At 48.4% G+C, this 25,220-nt stretch carries 20 protein-coding genes, 1 other RNA gene and 8 pseudogenes; 10 read left to right on the top strand and 19 right to left on the bottom strand.

The features are described 5' to 3' along the window. Positions 1–52: 52 nt before the first annotated feature. The 9 genes and pseudogenes from recO to rpoE all read right to left on the bottom strand — a co-directional run bounded on the left by recO (position 53) and on the right by rpoE (position 8,174). On the bottom strand, positions 53–781 hold the full coding sequence (gene recO / locus KQP84_RS07770) for a DNA repair protein RecO (protein ID WP_215845843.1): 729 nt from the start codon (positions 779–781) through the stop codon (positions 53–55). 4 nt (positions 782–785) lie between these two features. Continuing rightward, entirely contained in the window at positions 786–1,691 is a 906-nt protein-coding gene (era, locus tag KQP84_RS07765; RefSeq protein WP_215845842.1) for a GTPase Era, read from the bottom strand. Next, positions 1,688–2,368: a ribonuclease III gene (rnc, locus tag KQP84_RS07760; protein WP_215845841.1), complete on the bottom strand. Its 681-nt coding sequence runs from the start codon at positions 2,366–2,368 to the stop codon at positions 1,688–1,690. The genes era and rnc overlap by 4 nt, the downstream gene beginning before the upstream one ends. 130 nt (positions 2,369–2,498) lie before the next feature. Beyond that, the gene (lepB, locus tag KQP84_RS07755; RefSeq protein WP_215845840.1) at positions 2,499–3,473 is read right to left on the bottom strand and encodes a signal peptidase I; all 975 of its coding nucleotides are present in this window, start codon (positions 3,471–3,473) and stop codon (positions 2,499–2,501) included. Between the two features lie 9 nt (positions 3,474–3,482). Next, positions 3,483–5,281 (bottom strand): annotated as a pseudogene (gene lepA, locus KQP84_RS07750) (translation elongation factor 4). 218 nt (positions 5,282–5,499) lie between these two features. Beyond that, positions 5,500–5,964 carry a SoxR-reducing system protein RseC gene (gene rseC, locus KQP84_RS07745; protein WP_215845839.1) on the bottom strand — a complete coding sequence of 155 codons (465 nt, stop codon included), beginning with the start codon at positions 5,962–5,964 and terminating at the stop codon, positions 5,500–5,502. After that, positions 5,961–6,917, bottom strand: a complete 957-nt coding sequence (rseB, locus tag KQP84_RS07740; RefSeq protein WP_215845838.1) for a sigma-E factor regulatory protein RseB — start codon at positions 6,915–6,917, stop codon at positions 5,961–5,963. Before rseB ends, rseC begins: the two co-directional genes overlap by 4 nt. Next, a pseudogene (gene rseA, locus KQP84_RS07735) lies at positions 6,917–7,569 on the bottom strand (anti-sigma-E factor RseA). Before rseA ends, rseB begins: the two are co-directional and overlap by 1 nt. 27 nt (positions 7,570–7,596) lie before the next feature. Then, a pseudogene (gene rpoE / locus KQP84_RS07730) lies at positions 7,597–8,174 on the bottom strand (RNA polymerase sigma factor RpoE). Positions 8,175–8,550: 376 nt separating this feature from the next. Here rpoE and nadB point away from each other — a divergent pair. Further along, positions 8,551–10,212: an L-aspartate oxidase gene (nadB, locus tag KQP84_RS07725; protein WP_215845837.1), complete on the top strand. Its 1,662-nt coding sequence runs from the start codon at positions 8,551–8,553 to the stop codon at positions 10,210–10,212. Here nadB and trmN read toward each other — a convergent pair. Beyond that, positions 10,197–10,945 (bottom strand): annotated as a pseudogene (trmN, locus tag KQP84_RS07720) (tRNA(1)(Val) (adenine(37)-N(6))-methyltransferase TrmN). The gene nadB and the pseudogene trmN sit on opposite strands and share 16 nt — an antisense overlap. A gap of 163 nt (positions 10,946–11,108) precedes the next feature. Here trmN and srmB point away from each other — a divergent pair. After that, entirely contained in the window at positions 11,109–12,437 is a 1,329-nt protein-coding gene (gene srmB / locus KQP84_RS07715; RefSeq protein ID WP_215845836.1) for an ATP-dependent RNA helicase SrmB, read from the top strand. A 228-nt stretch (positions 12,438–12,665) separates the two neighbouring features. Here the strand turns inward: srmB and grcA are convergent. Continuing rightward, positions 12,666–13,048 (bottom strand): annotated as a pseudogene (gene grcA, locus KQP84_RS07710) (autonomous glycyl radical cofactor GrcA). Between the two features lie 259 nt (positions 13,049–13,307). Between grcA and ung the strand changes: the two are divergent. Then, a pseudogene (gene ung / locus KQP84_RS07705) lies at positions 13,308–13,987 on the top strand (uracil-DNA glycosylase). Between the two features lie 57 nt (positions 13,988–14,044). Here ung and grpE read toward each other — a convergent pair. Continuing rightward, positions 14,045–14,626: a nucleotide exchange factor GrpE gene (gene grpE, locus KQP84_RS07700; RefSeq protein WP_215845835.1), complete on the bottom strand. Its 582-nt coding sequence runs from the start codon at positions 14,624–14,626 to the stop codon at positions 14,045–14,047. A gap of 122 nt (positions 14,627–14,748) precedes the next feature. On the opposite strand from grpE, the gene nadK reads away from it, so the two are divergent. From nadK to bamE, 3 genes are all read left to right on the top strand, one after another. Further along, entirely contained in the window at positions 14,749–15,627 is an 879-nt protein-coding gene (gene nadK / locus KQP84_RS07695; RefSeq protein ID WP_215845834.1) for an NAD(+) kinase, read from the top strand. Between the two features lie 84 nt (positions 15,628–15,711). Then, the gene (gene recN / locus KQP84_RS07690) at positions 15,712–17,373 is read left to right on the top strand and encodes a DNA repair protein RecN (RefSeq protein ID WP_215845833.1); all 1,662 of its coding nucleotides are present in this window, start codon (positions 15,712–15,714) and stop codon (positions 17,371–17,373) included. Positions 17,374–17,559: 186 nt separating this feature from the next. Further along, the gene (bamE, locus tag KQP84_RS07685) at positions 17,560–17,907 is read left to right on the top strand and encodes an outer membrane protein assembly factor BamE (protein ID WP_215845832.1); all 348 of its coding nucleotides are present in this window, start codon (positions 17,560–17,562) and stop codon (positions 17,905–17,907) included. Between the two features lie 102 nt (positions 17,908–18,009). On the opposite strand, the gene KQP84_RS07680 is transcribed toward bamE, so the two are convergent. Together KQP84_RS07680 and KQP84_RS07675 are read right to left on the bottom strand one after the other, a co-directional pair. Then, positions 18,010–18,300 carry an RnfH family protein gene (locus tag KQP84_RS07680; RefSeq protein WP_215845831.1) on the bottom strand — a complete coding sequence of 97 codons (291 nt, stop codon included), beginning with the start codon at positions 18,298–18,300 and terminating at the stop codon, positions 18,010–18,012. Next, a complete protein-coding gene (locus tag KQP84_RS07675) occupies positions 18,293–18,727 on the bottom strand; it encodes a type II toxin-antitoxin system RatA family toxin (protein ID WP_215845830.1) in 435 nt (144 codons plus the stop codon). The genes KQP84_RS07680 and KQP84_RS07675 overlap by 8 nt, the downstream gene beginning before the upstream one ends. A 158-nt stretch (positions 18,728–18,885) precedes the next feature. On the opposite strand from KQP84_RS07675, the gene smpB reads away from it, so the two are divergent. From smpB to KQP84_RS07660, 3 genes and pseudogenes are all read left to right on the top strand, one after another. Further along, positions 18,886–19,368 (top strand): SsrA-binding protein SmpB, encoded by a 483-nt coding sequence (smpB, locus tag KQP84_RS07670; protein ID WP_215845829.1) that lies wholly within the window; start codon positions 18,886–18,888, stop codon positions 19,366–19,368. A gap of 43 nt (positions 19,369–19,411) precedes the next feature. Next, positions 19,412–19,774, top strand: a transfer-messenger RNA (tmRNA) gene (gene ssrA, locus KQP84_RS07665). Between the two features lie 193 nt (positions 19,775–19,967). Next, positions 19,968–21,155 (top strand): annotated as a pseudogene (locus KQP84_RS07660) (integrase domain-containing protein). Between the two features lie 38 nt (positions 21,156–21,193). Here the strand turns inward: KQP84_RS07660 and KQP84_RS07655 are convergent. From KQP84_RS07655 to KQP84_RS07635, 5 genes are all read right to left on the bottom strand, one after another. Next, positions 21,194–21,901: a hypothetical protein gene (locus KQP84_RS07655; RefSeq protein ID WP_215845828.1), complete on the bottom strand. Its 708-nt coding sequence runs from the start codon at positions 21,899–21,901 to the stop codon at positions 21,194–21,196. Between the two features lie 65 nt (positions 21,902–21,966). Continuing rightward, positions 21,967–22,443: an AIPR family protein gene (locus KQP84_RS07650; protein ID WP_256449285.1), complete on the bottom strand. Its 477-nt coding sequence runs from the start codon at positions 22,441–22,443 to the stop codon at positions 21,967–21,969. 197 nt (positions 22,444–22,640) lie between these two features. Further along, positions 22,641–23,195 (bottom strand): hypothetical protein, encoded by a 555-nt coding sequence (locus KQP84_RS07645; RefSeq protein ID WP_215845826.1) that lies wholly within the window; start codon positions 23,193–23,195, stop codon positions 22,641–22,643. A gap of 367 nt (positions 23,196–23,562) precedes the next feature. After that, the gene (locus KQP84_RS07640) at positions 23,563–23,814 is read right to left on the bottom strand and encodes an ogr/Delta-like zinc finger family protein (protein WP_215845825.1); all 252 of its coding nucleotides are present in this window, start codon (positions 23,812–23,814) and stop codon (positions 23,563–23,565) included. After that, complete coding sequence (locus tag KQP84_RS07635; RefSeq protein WP_252515239.1) at positions 23,811–24,122, bottom strand: hypothetical protein; 312 nt, start codon at positions 24,120–24,122, stop codon at positions 23,811–23,813. Before KQP84_RS07635 ends, KQP84_RS07640 begins: the two co-directional genes overlap by 4 nt. Before the next feature lies 1 nt (position 24,123). Here KQP84_RS07635 and KQP84_RS07630 point away from each other — a divergent pair. Next, positions 24,124–25,042 (top strand): annotated as a pseudogene (locus KQP84_RS07630) (DNA primase family protein); the annotation flags it as partial. Positions 25,043–25,220 lie beyond the last annotated feature (178 nt).

The following is a 25,220-nucleotide window of genomic DNA, read 5'->3' as shown; positions in this document are numbered from 1 at the left end:
CGTCGAAATTATGAGTGTAACGTGTTGCAAGCCACAAGCGGTATGACCAGCGCTATTCACTCGCCGCGTCGGGTTTCTTTTTCGGCACAAACTGGCGAAACAGTTCCTGACTTTTTAATGGCTTGCCCCCTAAATAGGGTTTCAGCGCCATGCGAGTAAAACGTTTAGCGGCACGTAAGCACGCCGCGTCGGGGAACTCACGCTCACACAATGCTCGCAGTTCTCGCCCGGTAAAGCTGCGTTGATTCACCACCAAACTGGCGATAAATCCCCTCTCTTCGCGATAACTGTAGGTCATTGCATCAGCAACAGGTTCGCCGCTACCGGCACAATGCAGGAAGTCCACGCCATAACCAAGATGGCCCAACATCGCCAATTCAAAGCGACGTAACGCCGGCTCCGGCGAGCCGCTGCTAGCAGCCAGTTCCTGAAGACAATTGAGATAATCGAAAAAGAGTTCCGAGAAGGGAATTTCCTGCTCCAGCACGCGAGACAACAGCTCGTTGACGTACAGGCCGCAGTAGAGCGTGGTGCCGTTTAACGGTAAAGCCAGCGACACGGCTTCTGCATTGCGCAGCGTTTTGACCTCGCCACGCCCACTCCAGCGAACTAACAGCGGTGTAAACGGCTGCAACGCACCTTTAAGCTGTGAACGCCGGGAGCGTGCGCCTTTGGCAAGGACACGCACCCGGCCCTGACTCTCGCTAAACAGATCGAGCAGCAGGCTGGTCTCGCTGAAAGGGCGACTATGCAGCACAAAGGCGCGTTGCCAGCCTTCCATCGGATTAGAGATCGTCTACATAACCCAGGCTACGCAGCGCACGTTCGTCGTCTGCCCAACCCGATTTCACCTTCACCCACAGTTCGAGATGCACTTTTGATTCAAACATGTCTTCCATGTCTTTGCGTGCTTCGATACCAATGGTTTTGATTTTGGCGCCTTTGTTGCCGATCACCATCTTCTTCTGCCCTTCACGTTCGACCAGAATCAGACCATTGATGTCATAACCGCCACGTTCATTAGAGACGAAGCGTTCAATCTCAACGGTGACCGAATAAGGCAGCTCAGCACCCAAGAAACGCATCAGCTTTTCACGAATGATCTCAGATGCCATAAAGCGCTGTGAGCGATCGGTGATGTAATCTTCCGGGAAATGATGCTCAGCGGGCTTGAGGTGCTTGCGGCAAATTGCGGCAATGGTATCGACATTTTTACCGCTTTCTGCAGAGATCGGTACGATATCCATGAAGTTCATCTGTTCGCTAAGGAACTTCAGATGCGGCAGCAGAATGCTTTTATCCTGAACGTTGTCGACCTTGTTTATAGCAAGCAGTACCGGCACTTTGCCGTCGCGCAGCTTGTTCAACACCATTTCATCATCTGGTGTCCAGCGCGTGCCTTCTACAACAAATATCACCAGCTCAACATCGCCGATTGAGCTGCTGGCTGCACGGTTCATCAGGCGGTTAATCGCGCGCTTCTCTTCCATGTGCAAGCCCGGCGTATCGACGTAAATCGCCTGATAAGCGCCTTCGGTATGAATACCCATAATGCGGTGGCGCGTGGTCTGCGGCTTACGCGAGGTGATCGACACCTTCTGCCCCAGCAACTGGTTCAGTAAAGTGGATTTACCGACGTTGGGTCGGCCTACAATTGCGACGAAGCCGCAATAGGTAACGTGTTCGCTCATTCGAGTCCTAACTTAATCAGCGCTTGTTCAGCGGCTGCTTGTTCTGCTTTACGGCGGCTGGAGCCTACGCCCACTACCGGTTCGGCCATGCCACTCACCTGACAGTGAATGGTGAATTCCTGATCGTGGGCTTCGCCACGCACCTGCACCACTAAATAACTTGGTAGCGGCAGATGACGACCTTGCAAATACTCTTGCAGGCGCGTTTTAGGGTCTTTTTGTTTGTCGCCAGGGCTGATTTCGTCCAGGCGCGTCTGATACCAGTCAAGGATCAGTTGTTCCACCGTCTGAATACTACTGTCGAGGAAGATACCGCCAATCAGCGCTTCCACCGTATCCGCGAGGATGGATTCGCGACGGAAACCGCCGCTTTTCAGTTCACCCGGGCCCAAACGCAGGCATTCGCCAAGATCGAACTCTCGTGCCATCTCAGCCAGCGTATTACCGCGTACCAACGTGGCACGCATGCGACTCATGTCACCTTCATCTACCCGCGGGAAGCGGTGATAAAGTGCATTTGCAATTACATAGCTGAGAATAGAATCGCCAAGAAACTCAAGACGCTCGTTATGTTTACTGCTTGCGCTACGGTGTGTGAGCGCTTGCTGTAACAATTCCGGATGAATAAAAGTGTAGCCCAGTTTGCGCTGAAGCTTGTTAATCAAGATGGGGTTCATGCGATTCCAGTTCTTTTTGCGTCTGTGACTCTGCATACCAAACAGGGCTGAGATTCCAACACATTCTGTTTGGTGTGCAGTGGCCTCCCGCTGGAGGCCACTTGATTGCCTGAGGATCAGGCGATTACTGTCAGTGAATGCCGCCAATTCGACTGAGTCGAACACCGGTTGGCCACTGACCTTCTTGTTTATCAAAACTCATCCAGATAGCGACCGCTTTACCGACCAGATTGCGTTCTGGGACAAAGCCCCAGTAGCGGCTGTCGGCGCTGTTATCACGGTTATCGCCCATCATGAAATATTGCCCTTGCGGCACCACCCAACTTGACTGTGGATGGCCTGGCTGCTGGTAATACATCCCCGCCTGACTTTGTGCTTCGTTCACCAGCAGAATGTCATGAGTAACATTACCCAGCGTCTCTTTACGTGTACCCAAGCGCAAACCGCCGCGCATGTTCTCACCCTGAGGGACTTGGTAGAAACCATTACCGGCTTCGTTACCATCAAACCCGCTGAAGGTCTGAATAAAGCTGCTTGGTGCCACATCGGTATAAGTCACCGGCAACGCAGTCGTACAAGCTTTATCCTGGTTGCAGTTCGGATTCACCGTCAGCGTTTTACTGTAGGGATCGTAAGTGACTTTATCGCCAGGCAAGCCAATAACACGTTTGATATAGTCCAGGCTTGGATCTTTCGGGTATTTGAATACCGCAATGTCACCACGCTTTGGCTGACCAGTGGGAATGAGTGTGGTTTGCGTAATGGGATCTTTAATGCCATATGCGAACTTCTCAACCACAATAAAATCACCAATCAACAGTGTTGGCATCATTGATCCAGACGGAATCTGGAACGGTTCGTAGATAAACGAACGCACAATGAACACCACAGCAAGAACGGGGAAAACGGACGCTGCCGTTTCAATCCAACCGGGCTGCGGTGACACTTTTGCCAGCGTTTTGCTGTCCAGCGTGTTACCTGTCTGTGCTTGCGCTGCGGCTTGTTGGGCACGACGTGCAGGCGCCCATTTGAACCGATCGATACACCAGATAATGCCTGTAATCAGTGTTGCTATCGCCAGAATCAGGGCGAACATATTAGCCATTGTAAGTCCTTATTTGCTGTCCTTACCGACATGCAGAATGGCAAGGAACGCTTCCTGCGGCAGCTCAACGTTACCGACCTGCTTCATTCGCTTCTTACCGTCTTTCTGCTTCTGCAACAGTTTCTTCTTACGGCTAACGTCACCGCCATAACACTTGGCGAGAACGTTTTTACGCAGCTGTTTGACTGTTGAGCGAGCAATGATGTGGTTGCCAATCGCCGCCTGAATTGCAATATCGAACTGCTGACGTGGGATGAGTTCTTTCATTTTCTCAACCAGTTCACGTCCACGATACGGTGCATTTTCATTATGGGTGATGAGCGCAAGCGCATCTACACGTTCAGAGTTGATCAGAACGTCGACGCGCACCATGTTAGAGGCTTGAAAACGTTTAAAGTTATAATCCAACGAGGCATAGCCGCGTGACGTCGATTTCAATCGGTCAAAGAAGTCGAGAACCACTTCAGCCATTGGAATGTCATACGTCAGCGCAACCTGATTGCCATGGTAAACCATGTTGGTTTGCACGCCACGCTTCTCGATGCATAGCGTAATGACGTTGCCCAGATATTCCTGAGGCAGCAGCATATGACACTCTGCAATCGGTTCACGCAGTTCTTGAATATTGTTCAGTGGCGGCAGCTTGGATGGGCTGTCGACATAGATCACTTCACCACCGGTGGTTTCGACTTCATACACCACTGTCGGTGCGGTGGTGATCAGATCGAGATCGTATTCGCGCTCCAGACGTTCCTGGATGATTTCCATGTGCAGCAAACCGAGGAAGCCACAGCGGAAACCGAAGCCTAGCGCGGTAGAGCTTTCTGGCTCATAAAACAGAGAAGCATCGTTCAGGCTGAGTTTACCCAACGCGTCACGGAAAGCTTCGTAATCATCAGAGCTGATTGGGAATAAACCCGCGTAGACCTGCGGCTTCACTTTTTGAAGCCTGGCAATGCTTTATCGGCTGGGTTACGTGCGCCAGTTAAAGTATCGCCTACGGGTGCGCCAAGAATGTCTTTAATCGCACAGACTAACCAGCCTACTTCACCGCAGTTTAACTGCGTGCGATCAACCTGTTTCGGCGTAAAGATGCCAAGGCGATCGGCATTGTAAACCTGCCCCGTACTCAGAACTTTGATCTTGTCGCCTTTGCGCATGGTGCCGTTCTTAACACGCACCAGTGACACTACGCCAAGATAGTTGTCGAACCAGGAATCGATGATCAACGCCTGAAGCGGCGCATCAGGATCACCTTCCGGTGCTGGAATATCACGTACCAGTCGCTCAAGCACTTCGGGGACGCCAACGCCGGTTTTAGCCGAGCAGCGAACCGCATCAGTGGCATCGATACCGATAATATCTTCGATTTCTTGCGCCGCACGATCGGGGTCGGCCGCTGGCAAGTCAATTTTGTTTAGGACCGGCACCACTTCCAGATCCATCTCAATCGCTGTGTAACAGTTAGCCAGGGTTTGCGCTTCTACACCCTGCCCGGCGTCCACCACCAGCAATGCCCCTTCACAGGCAGCCAATGAGCGAGAAACTTCATAAGAGAAGTCAACGTGTCCCGGAGTATCGATGAAATTGAGCTGGTAAGTTTCGCCGTCTAACGCTTTATAATCGAGGGTTACGCTTTGCGCTTTGATAGTAATACCGCGCTCGCGTTCCAGGTCCATGGAATCCAGAACCTGCGCAGCCATTTCGCGATCGGTTAAGCCACCACAAATTTGAATCAGGCGGTCAGAGAGCGTCGATTTGCCGTGGTCAATGTGCGCGATGATGGAGAAATTTCGGATGTGCTTCATTTATATGAATATCTTCACGTAGAAAATCAGTTGAAAACCTGAGCACAGACACATTCAGGAAGATCGCTCTTTACCCACAATCCTGTCAGCCTCATTAATGACGACGCATATTACACTGTTAAGGCCGCGCATAAAAGAATGGAACGTGATGGAATCACAACAGATTGTGGCGAGAGGGGACATGACGAAGGCCGCGAGCTATGCGGCCTGGATGAGGATCACGCTTCGCTTTCAACGCGCAGCGCATCGGGCGGTAAAGCGATATTGAGTATTACAGGCTGGAAGGCTTCGCGGTCACCAAATTTCATCGACACACCTTTTGCCACGATAAAACCGCCAATGCCGCCTAATAAGGCCCCACTCGCTGCCGCAAGATCACTATTAAATAGCGCCTGAAATAGGCCAGCAAGAAGGAAAAGGCCAAACAGCGGTGTCATATATACCAGTAACGCTGAACCGAGCAGACTGCTTTCTTTTATACCCAATTCAATGCGTTGGCCCGGTTCCAGCGGTTTGCTGCTGGCGATCTGCATGACATGAGCATTCTTTGGGCCAAGCTTGTTAAGCATATGGCTGCCGCAACCTTTACGCGCTGAGCAGCTACTACAGGAGGTTTTCGCCTCAGTATGCAACGTTGCGATACCATCCTGCCATGCCACCACGGTGGCCCATTCTCTCATCATTTTTGTGACCCTAAATCGATGCTGTCCGCAATGCGTTTTGCCGTCGTAGGCGGTAACTCGCCGACGACCGTTATCTCACTATTATTACGCAAAACGGTTTGTACGGTACGACGTCCAGTGCGCAATGTCTGGGTCGTGCTGCTTTTATCGGCTGAGGTAACGTTAATGGCAAAACTGAACAGGCCGTCACTGTAAAGCCGTGATTCGACACTTTTGTTCATTGCCGGGATGTCACGACGATTTTGGGACACAAGCGCCATGCCCGCTGGAATCCAAGAAGGCTGCCACGTCAGCGTCGCTTTATCGCCTTTCGGCACGGAGAGTGATGGCGGTAAATTCGCTTTCTCCAGCCCTTGCATCAGATTACGTACGCCTTCATCAACAGCAAAACTGATTACCCTGAATTGCTCAAGCGTTTCGCCATCACGGTCCAGTAAATCAATTCGCAACGGCAACTTAGTATCCACATCCAGCCAGACTACATAGCTGTAGCGCGTGCCGTCGCGCGAAACAATGCGCAGTACATCGCACATTTGATCGGCGATACGAGAACGGCCAACAGTAATGAAATCGTAAGCGCTGCTGAGTTTTGAGAAGTCGGCGAAAATCAGTGACGGTAACGCATCAATGATGTGATTACCTGGCAGAGAGAAAGGATCAAGGCCGGGCTCAAAATAGCTAATATCGTTACCGCGCTGAATAATTTCGCGGCGCGGTCCATCCATCTGCAATAGCTGAGCGAAAACACGGTTATCAATCACGGCATGACGATAACGCAGCGATTCAATACCGATGCGAGAAACGTTGATATAGGCGAATTCGTAATTGAGGTTCTGGCTTGCCTGCTCCATCTGTTGTAACAACGCCCCAGACGCAGAGGTTTGCGCTGGGGCGGTAGATGACCAAAGCAGACTGCCTGCCAGCAGGCTAACGGCACACCAAAGCTGCTTCATTACTGCTGCTGAATTCCTAAGGATTGAGTTCCGGGAACATTGGTTTGCGCTTGTTTAGGCGCGTCAGTTTCAAACTGCAGTTGATCTGCGTGCAAACGACGCTGCAATTCATAATCCTGCAGCATGGCATTAACGCGACGACGTTGATCCTGAACCTGTTGATTAGCGCTGTTGGTATCAAATGCATCAGACGGCACACCTAAACTGACGGGTGATGCCTTGCCCATCATAGGCAGCGTATTGAATACCGGCGAATCTGAAGATTCAACGCTGCTGCTTCCAGGCTGATTGTAATGCTGAACACCCACAATCACAGCCAGAGAAACACAAGCTGCAACGCCGACCTGCGTTAACTGTGCAGCCCACGGACGCATCTTGTGCCAGAACGGCATTTTTTCCCAGCGAGACGGTTCTGGCTGCGCTTCAGGAATCAACGTAGTGATTTTACGCAGCGGCTCTTTTTCGATGGCAGCAGCTACGCGTGCAGAGATATCAAAATGCAGGACATCGCCAACATCGCCACGCATTGTGTCGCGAATCAGATGGTAGCTTTCCCAGCTTTTCTGTAGCTCAGCATCCTTTGATAACGCCGAAAAAGTTCGTTATCAAGGGTTTCACCATCCATTAAAGCGGAAAGTTTTTCTTTCTGCATGCCTAAGTACCCTTCCAGTAGCCGTTATCACTGACGTTGGATAAGCGGTTGAACCTTATTATCAATAGCCTCTCGTGCACGGAAGATACGCGAACGTACGGTACCTACCGGACAATCCATGATGGCGGCAATTTCTTCATAACTTAGCCCATCCAGTTCCCTGAGAGTGATTGCCATACGCAAATCCTCAGGAAGCGCCTCAATGGTACGAAAGACAATTTGTTTCAGTTCTTCTGACAACATTAAGTTCTCAGGGTTCGAAATTTCTTTCAGTGCACCTGCACTTTCAAAGTTTTCCGCATCAATTGCATCCACATCACTAGAAGGTGGACGACGCCCCTGAGCAACTAAGTAATTTTTAGCGGTATTGACCGCAATTCGATACAGCCAAGTATAAAAGCACTATCGCCACGGAACGAGTCCAGTGCGCGGTAAGCTTTAATGAAAGACTCCTGAACTACGTCAGGCACGTCCCCTGAGGGAACATAGCGTGAAACCAGGCTCGCCACTTTATGCTGGTAACGAATAACCAGTAAGTTGAAAGCCTTTTGATCTCCCTTCTGAACCCGCTCAACGAGAACCTGATCCGTTAACTGCTCGCTCATCCGAGGTAATGTCTCCCCAAATTCATTTCTAATGCGTAAAGGAACTGCCAGCACATCTCATTGTTCTGAGCAAGCATGCGCTTAGAGTCATGATATGGCGTAAAGTTCACTTATCGCCCTGATTATTACCGCTCCGCTGCAGATCATGCAGCTTGTTGTTTATCGTTCAATGTAAGGAGCGCAAATCGCTGGCAGAGTAACCCATGACAACGGCTTTTTCATCTTTAAATCCTTACCCACATCTATGTTTGGTATAAAAAACACTTTTTAAACCATGCGTGTACTAACTCGCTGATAAGAAACTATATATTTTAAAAACGGGATTTTAGAGTCGATAATTTGTTCAAAATACTTCACAGAAATCGACATAAAGCTTATGCTCGGCCCATCCTTGTTTAGTAAATTAAACACTATGAAAACTCACTCACTTCCAGATTATCAGTGCGATGTCATGATTGTAGGCAGTGGCGCTGCAGGCTTATCCCTGGCGCTGCGTTTAGCTCAGCAGTACAACGTCACCGTATTGAGCAAAGCGCAGGTGAATGAAGGGTCTACGCTGTATGCTCAGGGCGGCATTGCCGCAGTCTTTGATGAAAATGACAGTATCGATTCTCATATTGAAGATACATTAATTGCTGGCGCAGGATTATGTGACCGCAACGCTGTCTCGTTTATCGCCAACAATGCCCGTCATTGTGTGCAATGGCTGATTGATAATGGCGTTGCCTTTGATCTCGATCCGCAGGCTGCCGGTGATATGCGTTATCACCTGACCCAAGAAGGCGGGCACAGCCACCGCCGCATTTTACATAGCGCTGATGCTACCGGACGTGAAGTCGAAACGACTTTAGTTAGCCAGGCGCTAAACCATCCTAATATTCGCATACTCGAACGTACCAATGCCGTTGACCTCATACTTTCCGATAAACTTGGCTTGCCAGGGCCACGTCGGGTCGTAGGTGCCTGGATTTGGAACCGTAATCGCGAACAAGTTGAAACCTGCTGCGCGCGAGCGGTGGTTCTGGCGACAGGTGGCGCAGCGAAAGTCTATCAATACACGACTAACCCAGATATTGCTTCTGGCGATGGCATTGCCATGGCCTGGCGCGCCGGTAGCCGCGTGGCTAATCTTGAATTCAATCAGTTTCACCCGACCTGCTTGTTTCATCCACAAGCGCAAAATTTTTTGCTCACAGAAGCGCTGCGCGGTGAAGGTGCTCGACTGGTTCGTGCAGATGGCACTCGTTTTATGCCTGACTTTGATCAGCGCGGAGAATTAGCGCCGCGTGATGTGGTGGCACGCGCAATCGATCATGAAATGAAGCGATTAGGCGTAGATTGTATGTATCTTGATATAAGCCATCAGCCTGAAGAATTTATCCGCGCTCATTTTCCCATGATTTATGAGAAGTTGCTGACTTTCGGTTTTGACTTAACTAAAGACCCCATACCGGTAGTACCGGCGGCGCATTACACATGCGGCGGCGTCATGGTTGACCAACAAGGTCGTACCGATGTAAACGGCTTATATGCTATCGGTGAAGTCAGTTATACCGGTTTACACGGCGCTAACCGCATGGCCTCAAACTCGTTGCTGGAATGTCTGGTTTATGGCTGGTCTGCAGCGGAAGATTTAATCCGTACGCTGCCTGAAATTAGCCTCGTGGATACGTTGCCAGCGTGGGATGAAAGTCGAGTGGACGACGCCGACGAGCGCGTTGTGATTCAACACAACTGGCATGAATTACGGTTATTTATGTGGGATTACATGGGGATTGTCCGTTCCACTAAACGGCTGGAGCGAGCGCTTCGCCGCATTAATTTGCTGCAGCAAGAAATTAATGAATATTATGCTCACTTCCGGCTCTCCAATAACTTATTAGAGTTACGTAATCTGGTGCAGGTCGCGGATCTCATGGTGCGCTGTGCGCTGGAGCGAAAAGAGAGCCGCGGCCTGCACTTCACTCTCGATTACCCTGATCTACTGCCGGAAGCCTTGCCAACGATACTGGTTCCCGATGCTTACATAAACAAATAGAAGTCACGCGTTAAGCCGCACCAATCTTCTGAGTAATGGGTGTCCTTAGCGCGGATAGCGAGGCGTTCAAGTAACGTTTCGCCTGGGCTGGGCGAAAAAGCGAGCAGTACACGATGTGGCGGACGTTCTGCGTATTCCGCCACGTCAAGGCGGAAACGTAAATGCCAGCCATCAGCCAGCGCTAACGCGCTAAAGTCTTGCCCCACCGTTTCTGGCAGCACTACACAAAAAAGCCATCTTCTTCGATGAGTAACGCTGCGCTACGCAATAATGTTTGATGATCGAGCGTCGCGGTCGAGCGCGCACTGTCACGTTCGGGACTTGAGCACGCAATGCCAGGCGCAAAATAAGGTGGATTACTGACGATTAATGAATAACGTTGATCGCTGTTTTCAGCCCACGAGGCAATATCTTGCGGGTGAACATGAATGCGTGTTGACCAGGGTGACTGTTGAATATTTTCGCGTGCTTGCTGTGCCGCCTGGCTATCCAGTTCAACCGCATCAATATGAACGGTTTCCGGCGTGCGTTGAGCCAGCATCAGCGCAATAAGTCCGCTTCCGCTACCGATATCTAAAATGCGTTTTACATTGGCAATGGGCGACCATGCACCTAATAAAATGCCATCAGTGCCCACTTTCATTGCGCAGCGATCGTGTGCAACAAAAAACTGTTTAAAGGTAAAACCATTCTTTTTTAACTGGGGCCGCCCAGGCGGTTTGTCCTGCATCATTCTCTGCTACCATTGATTTTTCTGCCGTACGACAGCGCATCAGTGTAACGTGACGTGTAGTGGAATTCACGTAACAGACGATGCCGGACGCAGAGGATGCGGATTAACAGATGAAGATTATGTTTGATCTGTCTATAATCAGCGCCCCAAACTGAGGTAGACCATGACAGTAACCACATTCTCCGAACTCGAACTTGACGAAAGCCTGCTAGAAGCACTGCAGGAAAAAGGCTACACGCGCCCAACAGTGATCCAGGCTGCTGCTATTCCGCCCGCTCTGGAGGGCCGCGACGTTCTGGGTTCGGCACCTACCGGGACCGGGAAAACCGCCGCATTTTTGCTACCGGCGTTGCAGCATCTGCTCGACTTTCCACGTAAAAAATCAGGCCCACCGCGCATTTTGATCCTCACGCCAACGCGTGAACTGGCCATGCAGGTTGCCGATCAAGCGCGTGAACTGGCTAAACATACTCATCTCGACATCGCGACCATTACCGGCGGCGTCGCCTACATGAACCATGCTGAAGTCTTCAGCGAGAATCAGGACGTCGTCGTTGCCACGACCGGACGCCTGTTGCAGTACATCAAAGAAGAGAACTTTGATTGCCGCGCCGTAGAAACGCTGATTCTTGACGAAGCCGACCGCATGCTGGACATGGGTTTTGCGCAGGATATCGAAACCATCGCCGCTGAAACGCGTTGGCGCAAACAGACGATGCTGTTTTCCGCAACGCTGGAAGGCGAGAACATCAAAGATTTTGCTGAGCGTCTGCTTAACGATCCGGTTGAGCTTGAAGCCGATCCAAGCCGTCGCGAGCGTAAAAAAATCCAGCAGTGGTATTACCGCGCTGATGATCTCGAGCATAAAACCAAGCTGCTTGTTCATCTGTTAAAGCAGCCAGAAGCTACGCGTACCATTGTGTTTGTTCGTAAGCGTGAACGTTTACACGAGCTGGTAAGCTGGTTACATGATGCAGGGATTCGTAGTAGCTATCTTGAAGGTGAGATGGTGCAGGCTAAGCGTACTGAAGCGCTGAAACGCTTGGTAGATGGCCGAATTAATGTGTTAGTCGCGACCGATGTGGCCGCGCGTGGTATCGATATTGATGACGTCAGTCACGTCATCAACTTTGATATGCCACGCACCGCCGATACCTATTTACACCGTATCGGCCGTACCGCCCGTGCGGGCCGTAAAGGTATCGCGATATCGTTAGTTGAAGCGCATGACCATATCTTGCTGGGTAAAATCACCCGCTATGTCAATGAGCCGATAAAGATTCGCACTATCGATGAGCTGCGCCCGACTACGCGAGCACCAAGTGCAAAAGCGACAGGTAAACCGTCGAAAAAGGTGCTTGCGAAGCGCTCTGAGAACAAAGATAAAGAAGTTGAAAAGCCACGTGTGAAGAAACGTCATCGTGACATGAAAAACGTCGGCAAACGCCGCAAGCCGAGCGGTGAAGCAGCAACCACCGGTAAAGCTGAATAAATCGACACCCAGACAAAAAATCGCCTCTTAAAAAGGCGATTTTTTTGTTTATATAACGATTAATAACGCGTTGGAGATGAAACTAAGCTCTGATGAGTATAAAGTTAATCTTCACTCATGCTGAAAGGTGTTAATTCTTCCTATCTTTATAATTATAAAAAGAAAAGATGCTGTGTGAGTCTTGCCTCTTTTTTCTACCGGTGATTTAAAATCGCTTGAACGCCGTTATTACAAACTTTCAGTAAAAGTGCGGGTAATCACGTCACGCTGCTGTTCAGGTGTCAGTGCATTAAAGCGTACCGCATAACCTGAAACACGAATGGTTAACTGCGGATAGTTCTCTGGGTGTTTAACTGCATCCTCCAGCGTTTCACGGCTTAGCACATTCACATTTAAGTGCTGCCCCCTTCCACGCGAACCTGCGGCTTCATTTCCAATGGCACTTCACGATACGCAATTTCACCCAGCTCTTTCACCGCTACAACCTGATCTTCTACATAATCCCCTTTCGCGCACAGGCAACGCGCTTCTGCTTTCTCATCGTCCAGCAGCCAGAAAGAGTTGAGAAGTTGTGGATTGTTAGCCTGAGTAATCTGGATACCAGTAATCATGATTGAGCCTCCAAGGCATTGCATTGACTATTGCCAATCTGGTGAAGAAATCAAATAGAGGCGTTGGTATAGCATTGTTGAAGTGATGAAGATTTGACCTGCATCAATCTCATCGGGGCAAAAAAATCGCTTTTATTATCTTATTGATTTATCTGAACAACATTGATCAACATTTGTTGTCTTTTTAAAATATTTTTACCCTTCTGCTCTTTAGCGAGAACAGCTAAGCTTAAGACATCGATTTTTGAAGGAGCTAAACATGGCTGAAAAGCTGAGCTGGCATGATGTGCTGGCAGAAGAGAAAGAGAAACCTTACTTCGTTGAAACCTTAAAACTTGTTGCCAATGAGCGTGCTGCAGGGATAACTGTTTATCCCCCCAAAAAGATGTTTTTAATGCGTTTCGCTTAACTGAGCTGGATGATATTAAGGTTGTTATTCTAGGACAGGATCCTTATCACGGCCCAAACCAGGCGCATGGTCTGGCTTTTTCAGTGTTGCCGGGCGTTCCTACCCCGCCTTCCCTACAGAATATGTATAAAGAGTTGCAGCAAGATATTGAGGGCTTCCAAAAACCCAATCACGGCTTTCTCGAAAGCTGGGCTAAACAAGGCGTGATGTTGCTGAATACGGTTTTAACCGTAGAAGCGGGAAAAGCGCATTCGCATGCGCGTTTCGGCTGGGAAACGTTTACGGATAATGTCATTGCAGCCATCAACCAACATCGGGAAGGTGTGATCTTTTTACTCTGGGGCTCTCACGCGCAGAAAAAAGGCAGCATTATCGATCGCGAGCGCCATCACGTTTTACAGGCTCCGCACCCTTCCCCGCTTTCAGCACATCGTGGTTTTTTTGGGTGTCAGCACTTTTCTAAAACCAACGCGATTCTGACTGAAGAAGGCAAAACGCCCATTAACTGGACACCTGTTCTGCCTGAATAAGCCAAATGCAAACGGCCGCGACAATGCGCGGCCGTCTAGCAATTTTCAGACGTAAACTCAGCCTTTGGCTTTTGCTACCGCAACCATTGCCGGACGTAACAGACGACCATTTAAGGTATAGCCGCGCTGCATCACTAACATGACGTGATTCGGTTCGAAATCTTCAGATTCCATCATTGACATAGCTTGATGCACTTCTGGATTAAACGGCACACCCGTTTCGCCAATGACTTCTACACCAAACTTACGTACTGCACCCAATAAGGATTTCAGCGTCAGTTCAATGCCTTCAATCATAGACGCCAGCTTCTCATCTTCTTTATTAGCCACTTCCATCGCACGTTCAAGGCTGTCGATAACAGGCAGCAGTTCGTTAGCAAATTTTTCTAACGCGAACTTGTGCGCCTTCTCTACATCCATCTCAGCACGACGACGAATATTCTCAATCTCTGCTTGCGCGCGCAGCTGCGCATCACGAACGCCGGTCTGAGATTGCGCTAATTCGGCTTCAAGTTGGGCGATACGCTCATCACGAGAATCCACCTCAACCGCTGTCTCCGCGTCCTGTGGTTGCTGCTGATCCTGCTCAATTTCGTCTGAGACTTGCTCGTTAGGGGTGTTATGTTCTTTACTACTCATGAATTTCTCCGCGTTTTGCACATTCATTTCGCTGGTTGGCTTATTATGGGGATCGGTTTGGCGGTTTCAAGGGAACCTATCACATTGCCTTGCCGTTTTAGCTTATAAGGAATACCCATTACATGAACAAACACTTTAACTGCATTGGTATCGTGGGTCATCCACGTCATCCTACAGCGCTAACCACCCACGAAATGCTTTGGCGCTGGCTAACAGCCAAAGGTTATCAAGTGCTCGTTGAGAAGCAGATCGCGCAGGAACTTTCCCTGCATGATGTGCAAACCGGTACGCTTGCAGAAATCGGTCAACAAGCCGATCTTGCGGTTGTTGTTGGCGGTGATGGAAACATGCTGGGCGCAGCGCGTGTACTGGCGCGTTATGACATTAAAGTGATTGGTATTAACCGCGGCAATTTAGGCTTTTTAACCGATCTAGATCCTGATAATGCTCAACAGCAATTAGATGAAGTGTTGCAGGGCAATTATTTTGTCGAAAGCCGCTTTTTGCTGGAAGCGCAGGTTTGCAGGCATGACTGTTCACCACGTATTGGTAGCGCGATAAATGAAGTCGTACTTCATCCTGGCAAAGTCGCACATATGATTGAATTTGAAGTCTACATTGACGAAGTGTTTGCCTTTTCGCAGCGTTCAGATGGCTTAATTATTTCTACGCCAACCGGCTCAACGGCCTATTCACTTTCTGCCGGCGGCCCAATATTGACTCCCTCTTTGGATGCCATTGTTTTAGTGCCTATGTTCCCGCATACCTTGTCCGCGCGTCCATTGGTGATTAACAGCAGCAGTACGATTCGATTACGTTTTTCATCACGGCGTAGTGACCTGGAAATCAGCTGTGACAGCCAAATTGCCTTGCCTATACAGGAAGGTGAAGATGTTCTGATCAGGCGTAGCGAGAATCACCTTAACCTAATACATCCAAAAAATTACAGCTATTTCAACACGCTAAGCTCCAAGCTCGGCTGGTCAAAAAAATTATTTTAAAAAATCGCGTGCCCTCTTTACTGGATAAAAAACCAGTTTATACTGTATGAAAAACCATATCTGTTTTTACATACAGGTGATTCTATGCTGGCACAACTGACCATCAGTAATTTCGCTATCGTTCGTGAGCTCGACATTGATTTTCAACGCGGTATGACAGCAATCACTGGTGAAACCGGTGCAGGTAAATCCATTGCCATTGATGCGCTGGGTTTATGCCTTGGCGGCCGTGCTGAAGCCGACATGGTACGTCAGGGTGCCAGCCGGGCCGATTTATGTGCCCGCTTCCAGTTAAAGTTATCACCTTCAGCCCAGCGCTGGCTGGAAGAGAATGATCTTGATGATGGCAACGAATGTCTGCTTCGCCGTATCATCAGCGCAGATGGCCGTTCACGTGGTTTCATTAATGGTACTGCTGTCCCGCTTTCTCAACTGCGTGATCTTGGCCAGTTGCTAATCCAAATTCATGGTCAACATGCTCACCAGCTGTTGCTCAAAGCCGATCATCAAAAACACCTTTTAGATGCTTATGCAGGTCATGACGATTTGCTACAGCGCATGCGCAGCCACTATCAAACCTGGCATCAGAGCTGTCGCACACTGGCACAGCATCAGCAACTGGCGTTTGAACGCGAAGCGCGTCGCGAACTACTGCAGTATCAGTTGAAAGAGCTGAATGAGTTTGCACCGCAAGCGGGTGAATATGAGCAGATTGATGAAGAGTACAAACGCCTGGCTAACAGCGGTCAACTTCTTTCAACCAGCCAGCAGGCCTTACAACTGTTGGCTGACAGTGATGACAGCAATCTGAACAGCCTGCTTTATAGCGCTCGTCAGATGTTGTCAGAACTGGTTACGCTCGACGATAAAGTCAGTGGCGTATTCAATTTGCTTGAAGAAGCAGCGATTCAGCTCAGCGAAGCCAGCGATGAATTGCGTCACTACTGCGACAGCCTGGATCTTGATCCAAACCGCTTGTACGAATTAGAGATGCGCATTTCTCGGCAGATCGCGTTAGCGCGTAAACATCATGTCACGCCTGAAGGTTTACCTGAATTTCATCAGCAGTTGTTAGCAGAAGCAGAGCTGCTTTCGCAGCAAGAGAGTGATCAAGAGAGCTTGCAAACTCTGGTAACTGAGCATTATCAAGCTGCATTGCACAGCGCTGAGCAATTGCATGAACAGCGTTTGAAGTTCGCAAATGAATTGCAGCAGTTGATCACCCAAAGCATGCATATGTTGTCGATGCCGCATGGCCGCTTCACTATTGAACTGATGTTTAATCCTGATCAGCTCACTGCTGATGGCGCCAGTCGCGTTGATTTCCAGGTTACGACTAACCCGGGTCAACCTTTGCAACCATTGGGTAAAGTTGCCTCAGGCGGTGAGCTTTCCCGTATCGCCTTGGCCATTCAGGTTATTACCGCGAAGAAAATGGAAACGCCGGCAATGATTTTCGATGAAGTTGATGTCGGTATCAGCGGACCTACGGCCGCGGTAGTGGGCAAGCTGCTGCGCCAGTTAGGCGAGTCTACTCAGGTCATGTGCGTGACGCATTTACCGCAGGTTGCGGGCTGTGGTCATCAACATTTCTTCGTTAGCAAAGAGACGGACGGTGAGATGACAGAAACGCATATGCAGCCGCTGGATAAGCGAGCCCGCCTACAAGAACTGGCGCGTTTACTGGGCGGCAGTGAAGTCACTCGCAACACGCTTGCTAACGCTAAAGAACTTTTAGCGGCCTAAGAAGGCACTTTTTAACACAGCGCGGTCATATGCATGCTCTGTAGAGGTTCCCAATAGCGAAAAGGTTTATTATCATCGGCACCTTATGTCGCCAAAGTAATAAAGCCTGCCGCAAGCAGAGTTCAGATTTTGATGGCAACAAAAAGCCTGTTGAAAGGCGTTTGGCCCCAGAAAAGGAATGTATAAATGCGCTGTAAAACGCTGACTGCCGCGGCAGTGGTAATGTTAATGATGACCGCCGGATGTTCCACTTTAGAGCGCGTGGTTTATCGTCCGGATATCAATCAGGGTAATTACCTGGTTGCTAATGATGTGGCCAAGATTCATACCGGCATGACTCAGCAACAAGTTGCTTACACGCTGGGTACTCCAATGATGAAAGATCCGTTTGGCAGCAATGTCTGGTATTACGTTTTCCGTCAGGAACCGGGTCATGAAAGCGTAAAGCAGCAGACGCTGACGCTTAACTTCGACGGTAATGGCGTACTCACTAACATTGATAACAAGCCGAACCTGACTCCAAAACGCGGTTAGTGTGGGATCAAGAATGATAAAAAAGGCGCATTTAGCGCCTTTTTCATTTCGCTGGCTCGAGCCTGTTGGGAGTCATGCGGTGAGCAAGAAGATGTTATAGAGTTACTTTTTGCTGCTTGCCCGCTCAGCACGTTGCCGACGCAACTCTTTGGGATCGGCAATCAGCGGGCGGTATATTTCAATACGATCACCTTCGTCCACGCTGTCACTTAGCTTTACAGGACGGCTAAAAATACCCACCTTATTACTACTAAGGTCAATCTCCTTGCGCAACTCCAGTAATCCTGACGCTTTGATGGCCTGTTCTACCGTGCTGCCCTGCTCTACTTTAACGTAACGCAGATACTGTTTTTCAGGCAGCGCATAAACCACCTCAACGGAGATATCAGGCACTGTAAACCTCTTTGGCCCGCTGAGTGAAAGCCTGAACCATGCTATTAGCCAACTCTTTGAAGATGCGTCCAAAGGCCATCTCTACCAGCATGTTGGTAAATTCAAACTCCAGGCTTAATTCCACTTTACAGGCATCATCACCTAATGAGACAAAACGCCAGCCGCCAGTTAATTTACGAAATGGCCCATCAACCAGCTGCATGTGTATGCTCTGGTTGTCTGTCAGCGTATTAAGCGTGGTGAACGTTTTGCTGATGCCCGCTTTCGAAACATCGACGGACGCTGTCATTTGATTCTCTGACGCATCCAATACGCGACTACCGGTACAACCCGGCAGGAATTGGGGATACGCATCCACATCATTTACTAATTGGTACATCTGCCCGGCACTGAAAGGCACCAGCGCCGAACGACTAATCTGAGCCATAATGGTTCCTGTTCGTCACAAAACCGCTAAATAATAGCATTTTCAGCGGTTAAACAAAAATTCCTCGGTGTTTGGGTGTGCTAGAATATCCTGTTTCCTGACGCCCCGCTGGACTGGGGATGCGATAACCGACCAAGTGATGTAAAGTACTCAGCACTATGACAAAGAAAAAATCACACAAATCCGGTTCTGCCACAATTGCCATGAACAAGCGTGCCCGCCACGAATACTTCATCGAAGAAGAGTTCGAAGCAGGTTTGTCGCTGCAAGGATGGGAAGTTAAATCACTCCGCGCAGGTAAAGCTAACATCAGCGAGAGCTATATCTTGCTGCGCGATGGCGAAGCTTTCTTGTTCGGCTCGACCTTTCAACCCTTAGCTGTCGCGTCAAGTCACGTTGTTTGTGATCCAACACGCACCCGCAAGTTACTGTTGAAACAGCGCGAACTTGATTCGCTGTTTGGCCGAGTAAATCGCGAAGGTTATACCATCGTAGCCTTGTCGCTATACTGGAAAAACGCGTGGTGTAAATTGAAAATTGGCGTAGCTCGCGGTAAAAAAGAGCACGATAAACGCTCGGATATTAAAGATCGTGAATGGCAAATGGATAAAGCGCGCATCATGAAGAACGCCCGCCGTTAAACGCTGGATTCTGATGCGCTTTTTTGCTAGTATTTGAAGTCTTGGGGCTGATTCTGGATTCGACGGGATTGTGAAGCCTTAGGAGCATGCCGAGGGGCGGTTTGCCTCGTTAAAAGCCGCAAAAAAATAGTCGCAAACGACGAAAACTACGCACTAGCAGCTTAATAACCTGCTTAGAGCCCTCTCTCCCTAGCCTCCGCTCTTAGGACGGGGATCAAGAGAGGTCAAACCCAAAAGAGATCGCGTGGACGCCCTGCCTGGGGTTGAAGCGTTAAATCCTATCAGGCTAGTTTGTCAGTGGCGTGTCCGTTCGCAGCTGACCGGCGAATGTAAAGACTGGACTAAGCATGTAGTGCCGACGGTGTAGTAATTTCGGACGCGGGTTCAACTCCCGCCAGCTCCACCAAAATTCTCCATCGGTGATTACCAGAGTCATCCGATGAAGTCCTAAGAGCCCGCACGGCGCAAGCCCTGCGGGCTTTTTTGTGTCTGTAATCTTCCGAGTGGATCCGCCTGAATCCGGTGATAATTGGTATACGTTTAGGTACACGCTGTAATGTGGGCCAAAAACGTGTACCAGTTATGGACGTAAATCAGTCATGGCGCGGAATACACGCCCCCTCACCAATAACGAAAACTTCAAAGCTAAGCCTCAAGAGAAAGACTTCACGCTGCATGATGGCGACGGCCTTTTCCTGCTCGTCAAAACATCAGGTAAGAACCTGTGGCGTTTTCGCTACCAGCGTCCAGCAAGTAGTAGCCGCACAAACCTCAGTCTTGGCTCGTACCCTGCCTTAACGCTAGCTGTCGCACGCCAAATGCGTGACCAATATCTGTCGCTGCTTGCGCAAGGCATCGATCCGCAGAAGCAGCAAGAGGAAGTATCGGAGCAACGGCAAATTGAGCTGGATAGCATTTTTTCAGTTGTGGCTGGAAGGTGGTTCCAGCTTAAGAGCAAAAACGTCACCGAGGATTATGAGAAGGATATTTGGCGATCGCTGGAGAAGGACATCTTCCCAACTATCGGAGAGGTTTCTGTTCAGGCGCTTAAGGCTAGAACGATTGTAGAGGCACTGGAGCCGATTAAAGCTCGCGGCGCACTTGAGACAGTTCGCCGGTTGGTGCAGCGCATCAACGAGATCATGATTTATGCGGTTAACACCGGTTTGATCGATGCAAACCCAGCTTCTGGTGTTGGTATGGCTTTCGAAAAGCCAAAAAAACAAAACATGCCAACATTACGGCCAGAGGAATTACCGAAATTGATGCAGTCATTGGTTATGTCCAATCTGTCAGTTCCGACTCGCTGCCTGATTGAATGGTAACTATTGACCCTTGTGCGCCCTTCTGAGGCTTCTGGTGCTCGATGGAACGAGATCGATCTTGAAAACAAACTTTGGACTATTCCAGCAGATCGAATGAAAGCTAAACGTGAGCACATTGTTCCTCTATCATCCCAAGCATTAGATATCCTAGAAGTTATGAAACCTATTAGTGCTCATCGTGAGCATATTTTTCCTAGTAGAAATGATCCTAAACAGCCAATGAATAGCCAAACCGCAAATGCTGCTTTAAAACGTATTGGTTATGTCGGAAAATTAGTTGCGCACGGTTTACGATCAATAGCAAGTACTGCCATGAATGAAGAAGCATTTAATGCTGATGTTATTGAGGCTGCTTTAGCTCACAGTGATAAAAATGAAGTTAGGCGAGCTTATAATAGGTCTATTTATTTAGATAAACGTATAGAATTAATGAATTGGTGGGGGAATAAAGTGCGGGGGTAAAGTTAAGTGGCCGTAGGATAATCGGCCACGTTAATGAATTAACTGTCTAGACTTGTACGTTCTTCATCAAAACCAACAATCTTCCCAGTTAGATCATATAAAACGCCATCTTTTTGTCTATAAACTCTACCTGACTGAATTAATAACTCCACAGCAATGGTATATTGTGCATTGCTACAATCTAGTTCTCTTATAATTTCACGGTGCATTCCAACTTTCCATGGTTGTGGAGGCAGTCGGGAAAATATAGCTTCTACTAACTCTTCGGTAACTTTGGTGTTTCTATAGGGGCGAGACATTCCAGATATAGAATCATAAACATTGTTATATCTCTCAACACATTCTATATTATCCAAATTAAAAACCGTCTGTATGTATAGCATTATATACATTACATTATTTCTGTTTAGTTTCTTACTATTGATGACTATAAAATCATCAGGTAGTTTGGATATTTGTTGCCAAGCATCAGGAATTTGTTTATTAAAAAGTGCATCTACATCTATAGATAAGAGATCCTTGGGTGTGAAGTCGAACTTCAAAAAATATAATGAAACTGAACAGAACGCCAATATTTGTCGCCATTTCTTTAGGAAACCCTCACCACCAGAATGGCCTCGAATAGAATACAGGTATTCATCTGTTCTTTTAAAAATCAAGGCTATTCTAGGCCAAATATTTATATCCAATCGTTCAGAGAAAATCGTGTTATAAGCTTCCTCATTTCTTAAAACTCTGGTTTTCATTCTGCTTGCGTTGTATGGCATTTTCAGAACCAAAGTTGTTAAGCCAGCAGCGATGTATAAGGGAGTTACAACAGAATCCCTAGGAACACCTTGATTTTTATAAAAATTCTTTCTTCTATCATAAAAAAACCATTTCTTAAAAGAATTTCCTCAACATCTTTTTGAATTCGTTCAGTAGCATGAAGTGAATATTGCTCAACTGCTGTTTGGTTATTGGTCGCCCGAATAATCTGATCGCGTACACTTTCATCACTCGAAACAATTACTTTAACCATTACCGCTCTTTCATGCTGATCAGAACCTCCATCGTCAAAATACCTGAATATAGACTCAGATGTTTGTAGACCATTTACAATTTGTATGTCCTCCATATAAATTGATTGCCCTATTAATTGAGCAGATGTTGACAGTATTGTAACTCCATTATTTAGCAACCAAAAATCCGGTGAATCTTGATCTGAAAGAGTTGACTTGATATCTTCATTTACTGCATTCAACCCCATAAAATCTCTTACGTTTGACTCAAATAAGTATCTTCGCAAAGTTTGATCTGCTTCGTTAGTCAAAAACTTATAGTAGTCACTCAGCCTAACAATCAAAATATAACGCTCGCCTCTAGACAAAGAATCTAGATACGGCAATTCTAATGAGAAATTTGGTGCTTGCCGGTAAAGATTAATAATTTCTTTTGAACCTAAAAAAGAAAAGCTAACATCACAGTGTCCGAACGATTCTTCTGTTATTTTTTTATTTGTTCAGCACGGCTATTAATAGATTCTCCCACCTCTGCTGAGTCGCCTCGAGAACCATAAATAAAATTAACATTAAATGTATTCATTCTAGCCGAGACTTTTTTATAAGAATATATTAACTCGTCTCTTTTCTTTTTAACTTCATCATTATACTGACCATTTAACTCTGAAGTAGCCACTCTAAAGTCAAATAATTCATTCACAGTAGAAATTAGACTTTCGAGAACAGCTTGTTTATACGTATCATGATGTTTACAGGTAATTACATAGACTGCTAAATCAGTGCCTTTCTTTGGCCATACAAAATCATTCACATCCTGCACTAAATGCCCATTGATTATTATATATAAACCATCAATCCCGCCATCATGCCCACCATCTACCCATCCGCTTTCAATTTCTTCAGATGAAAAATCATATTCCTTTAAAACTTGCTCTAGTACTAGATATTCAAAAACCTCTCCCTTATTTGCCGATGGGTTATTCTCCTGCATACGATCTTCGATTATCCCATCAAGTAAAACCGTGTCATTTCTTGCCATATTATTACCAAAATCAATCGTCAGAGGTTAAGGAATATACTACCTCACTTACATATGAGCATATATGGGCCTCCATAAAATTTTTGGTCCCAAACATTATTGCCCATCTAATTTTAACAGCCTGCGCGCAATGCTATCCCCGCCACGCCTGCCCGCTTTATGCATCGCTTTTCATGCAGGTGCATGATACGGGCCGTGCCGCGCTCGACATGGCCTGAGCAAGGGAGAGCGGCGCATGATTATGCATGCAAATCCATGCACGCTATGCATGCACTGCTCTTTCCAAAGCGGCTGGCCAGAAAAAGAGCTTCAGAAAATCATAGGACAGGCATAAAAAAGCCGCTGGTCTGGCAGCGGCTGTGCGGGATTAATGAACCTGGCGGAATGCAGAACCATAACGGCCCAGCGTCTGGCGTTCTCTTGCTGGTTCCGGTGATGGTACCTGTATTTTTTCCGGCTGTGGCGGTGCGGTGATCACCTTTGTGATGCTCTCATTCGTCTTGAAAGTACAGGAGCAGTCGAGGTTAGTGCACTGGTGATAACGCTCTTTTACCTGCTCTGACATATAGCGGCTCGATTTAGTATGTGCCGCGCTTTTGCAGTAGGGACAATGCATCATTTCTGGCTGCCCTCCTGAAGCTTTGCACGCTGCATCCGGATTGATTCAGCCAGCTTCTGGCGGCGCATAGGATGGCGGTAAAGCTCCATATCAATACCCGTTAACGGCGGGCGATACAGACCAATATTTTCCAGTAGCGGTGCCTCTTCCATTACATTGTCCGGCAGGGCCGCCGCTGCCCGCGTCAGTGCTTCACCAACCAGATAAGCCACGTCCTTAATTCTATCCCGATCGTCTCCGGCAAACGTCGGGGAAAGTTCTTCACGGCGGATACGCAGCTTAATGGCCCACAGCAGCGACGGACTCACGTTACGCAGGGCTGCCGGACACAATCACGACAAGCGGGAGCGCATCCTCGCGGCGTTATTTATGGTATTGGCAAACCGCTATGAATGGCAGATGTTCCTGGAGGTAACTGGTCCAGGTGGAAGCGGGAAAAGCGTCATGGCTTCGATCGCTACGCTGCTCGCTGGCCGCGATAACACCACGTCAGCTACCATCGACACGCTGGAATCATCGCGGGAGCGTGCCAGCGTGGTGGGATTCTCGCTGATTATTCTGCCCGATCAGGAGAAATGGAGCGACGACGGCGCGGGTATTAAGGCGATTACCGGCGGCGATGCAGTCGCCATTGATCCCAATTATCGCGACGCCTATTCAACTCATATCCCCGCGGTGATTCTAGCGGTGAACACGTTTCAGCGATCGCGGCGGCGGCGTGTCGCGTCGCCGGGTAATCCTGACCTTCCCGGAAGTAATACCGGCGAAAGAGCGCGATCCGCAGCTGCTGGAGAAGATTGCCGGTGAGCTGGCGGTTATCGTGCGCCACCTGATGCAGCGCTTCGCGTCACCTGACGAAGCGCGCGAGCTGTTGCAGGCGCAGCAATCCTCCGGCGAAGCGCTGGAGATAAAGCGACAGGCTGATCCACTGGTCGATTTCTGTGGCTACCTGATGCCGTTGAGCACGCCTAATGGGCTGTTTATCGGCAATGCAAACATTCGCCCGATAAATCCGAAGCGCTATCTCTATCATGCGTATCTGTCGTTTATGGAATCACGCGGCCATCAGCATCCGCTCAGCCTGACAGCTTTCGGCCAGGCTGTGCCACAGACGCTGAAAGAGTATGAACGCGTGCTGCTCAAACGCCGAACGAATAACGGCATACAAACTAATCTTACGCTGCACGAAGACAGCGAGGCAGATTGGTTGCCAACATGCAGTAAGTAGATTACTAATAACACCAACCGGCTTAGGCCGGTTTGTTATATGTGATAACGATTGAAATTGATTAAACTATTTATGGCAACCAAGGCAATCATTGGAAAAAGCGGGAGTTAAATCATACGGCGCTAGGCTAAAAAGTGGCGTAATGATGGTAAAAATATTCCTACCATGCTTCAACTAC

The sequence above is a fragment of the Candidatus Pantoea bituminis genome (assembly GCF_018842675.1).
Taxonomy (GTDB): domain Bacteria; phylum Pseudomonadota; class Gammaproteobacteria; order Enterobacterales; family Enterobacteriaceae; genus Pantoea; species Pantoea phytostimulans.
The sequence above is the reverse complement of the archived record's forward strand: the minus strand, read 5'-3'. Positions and strand labels throughout refer to the sequence as shown.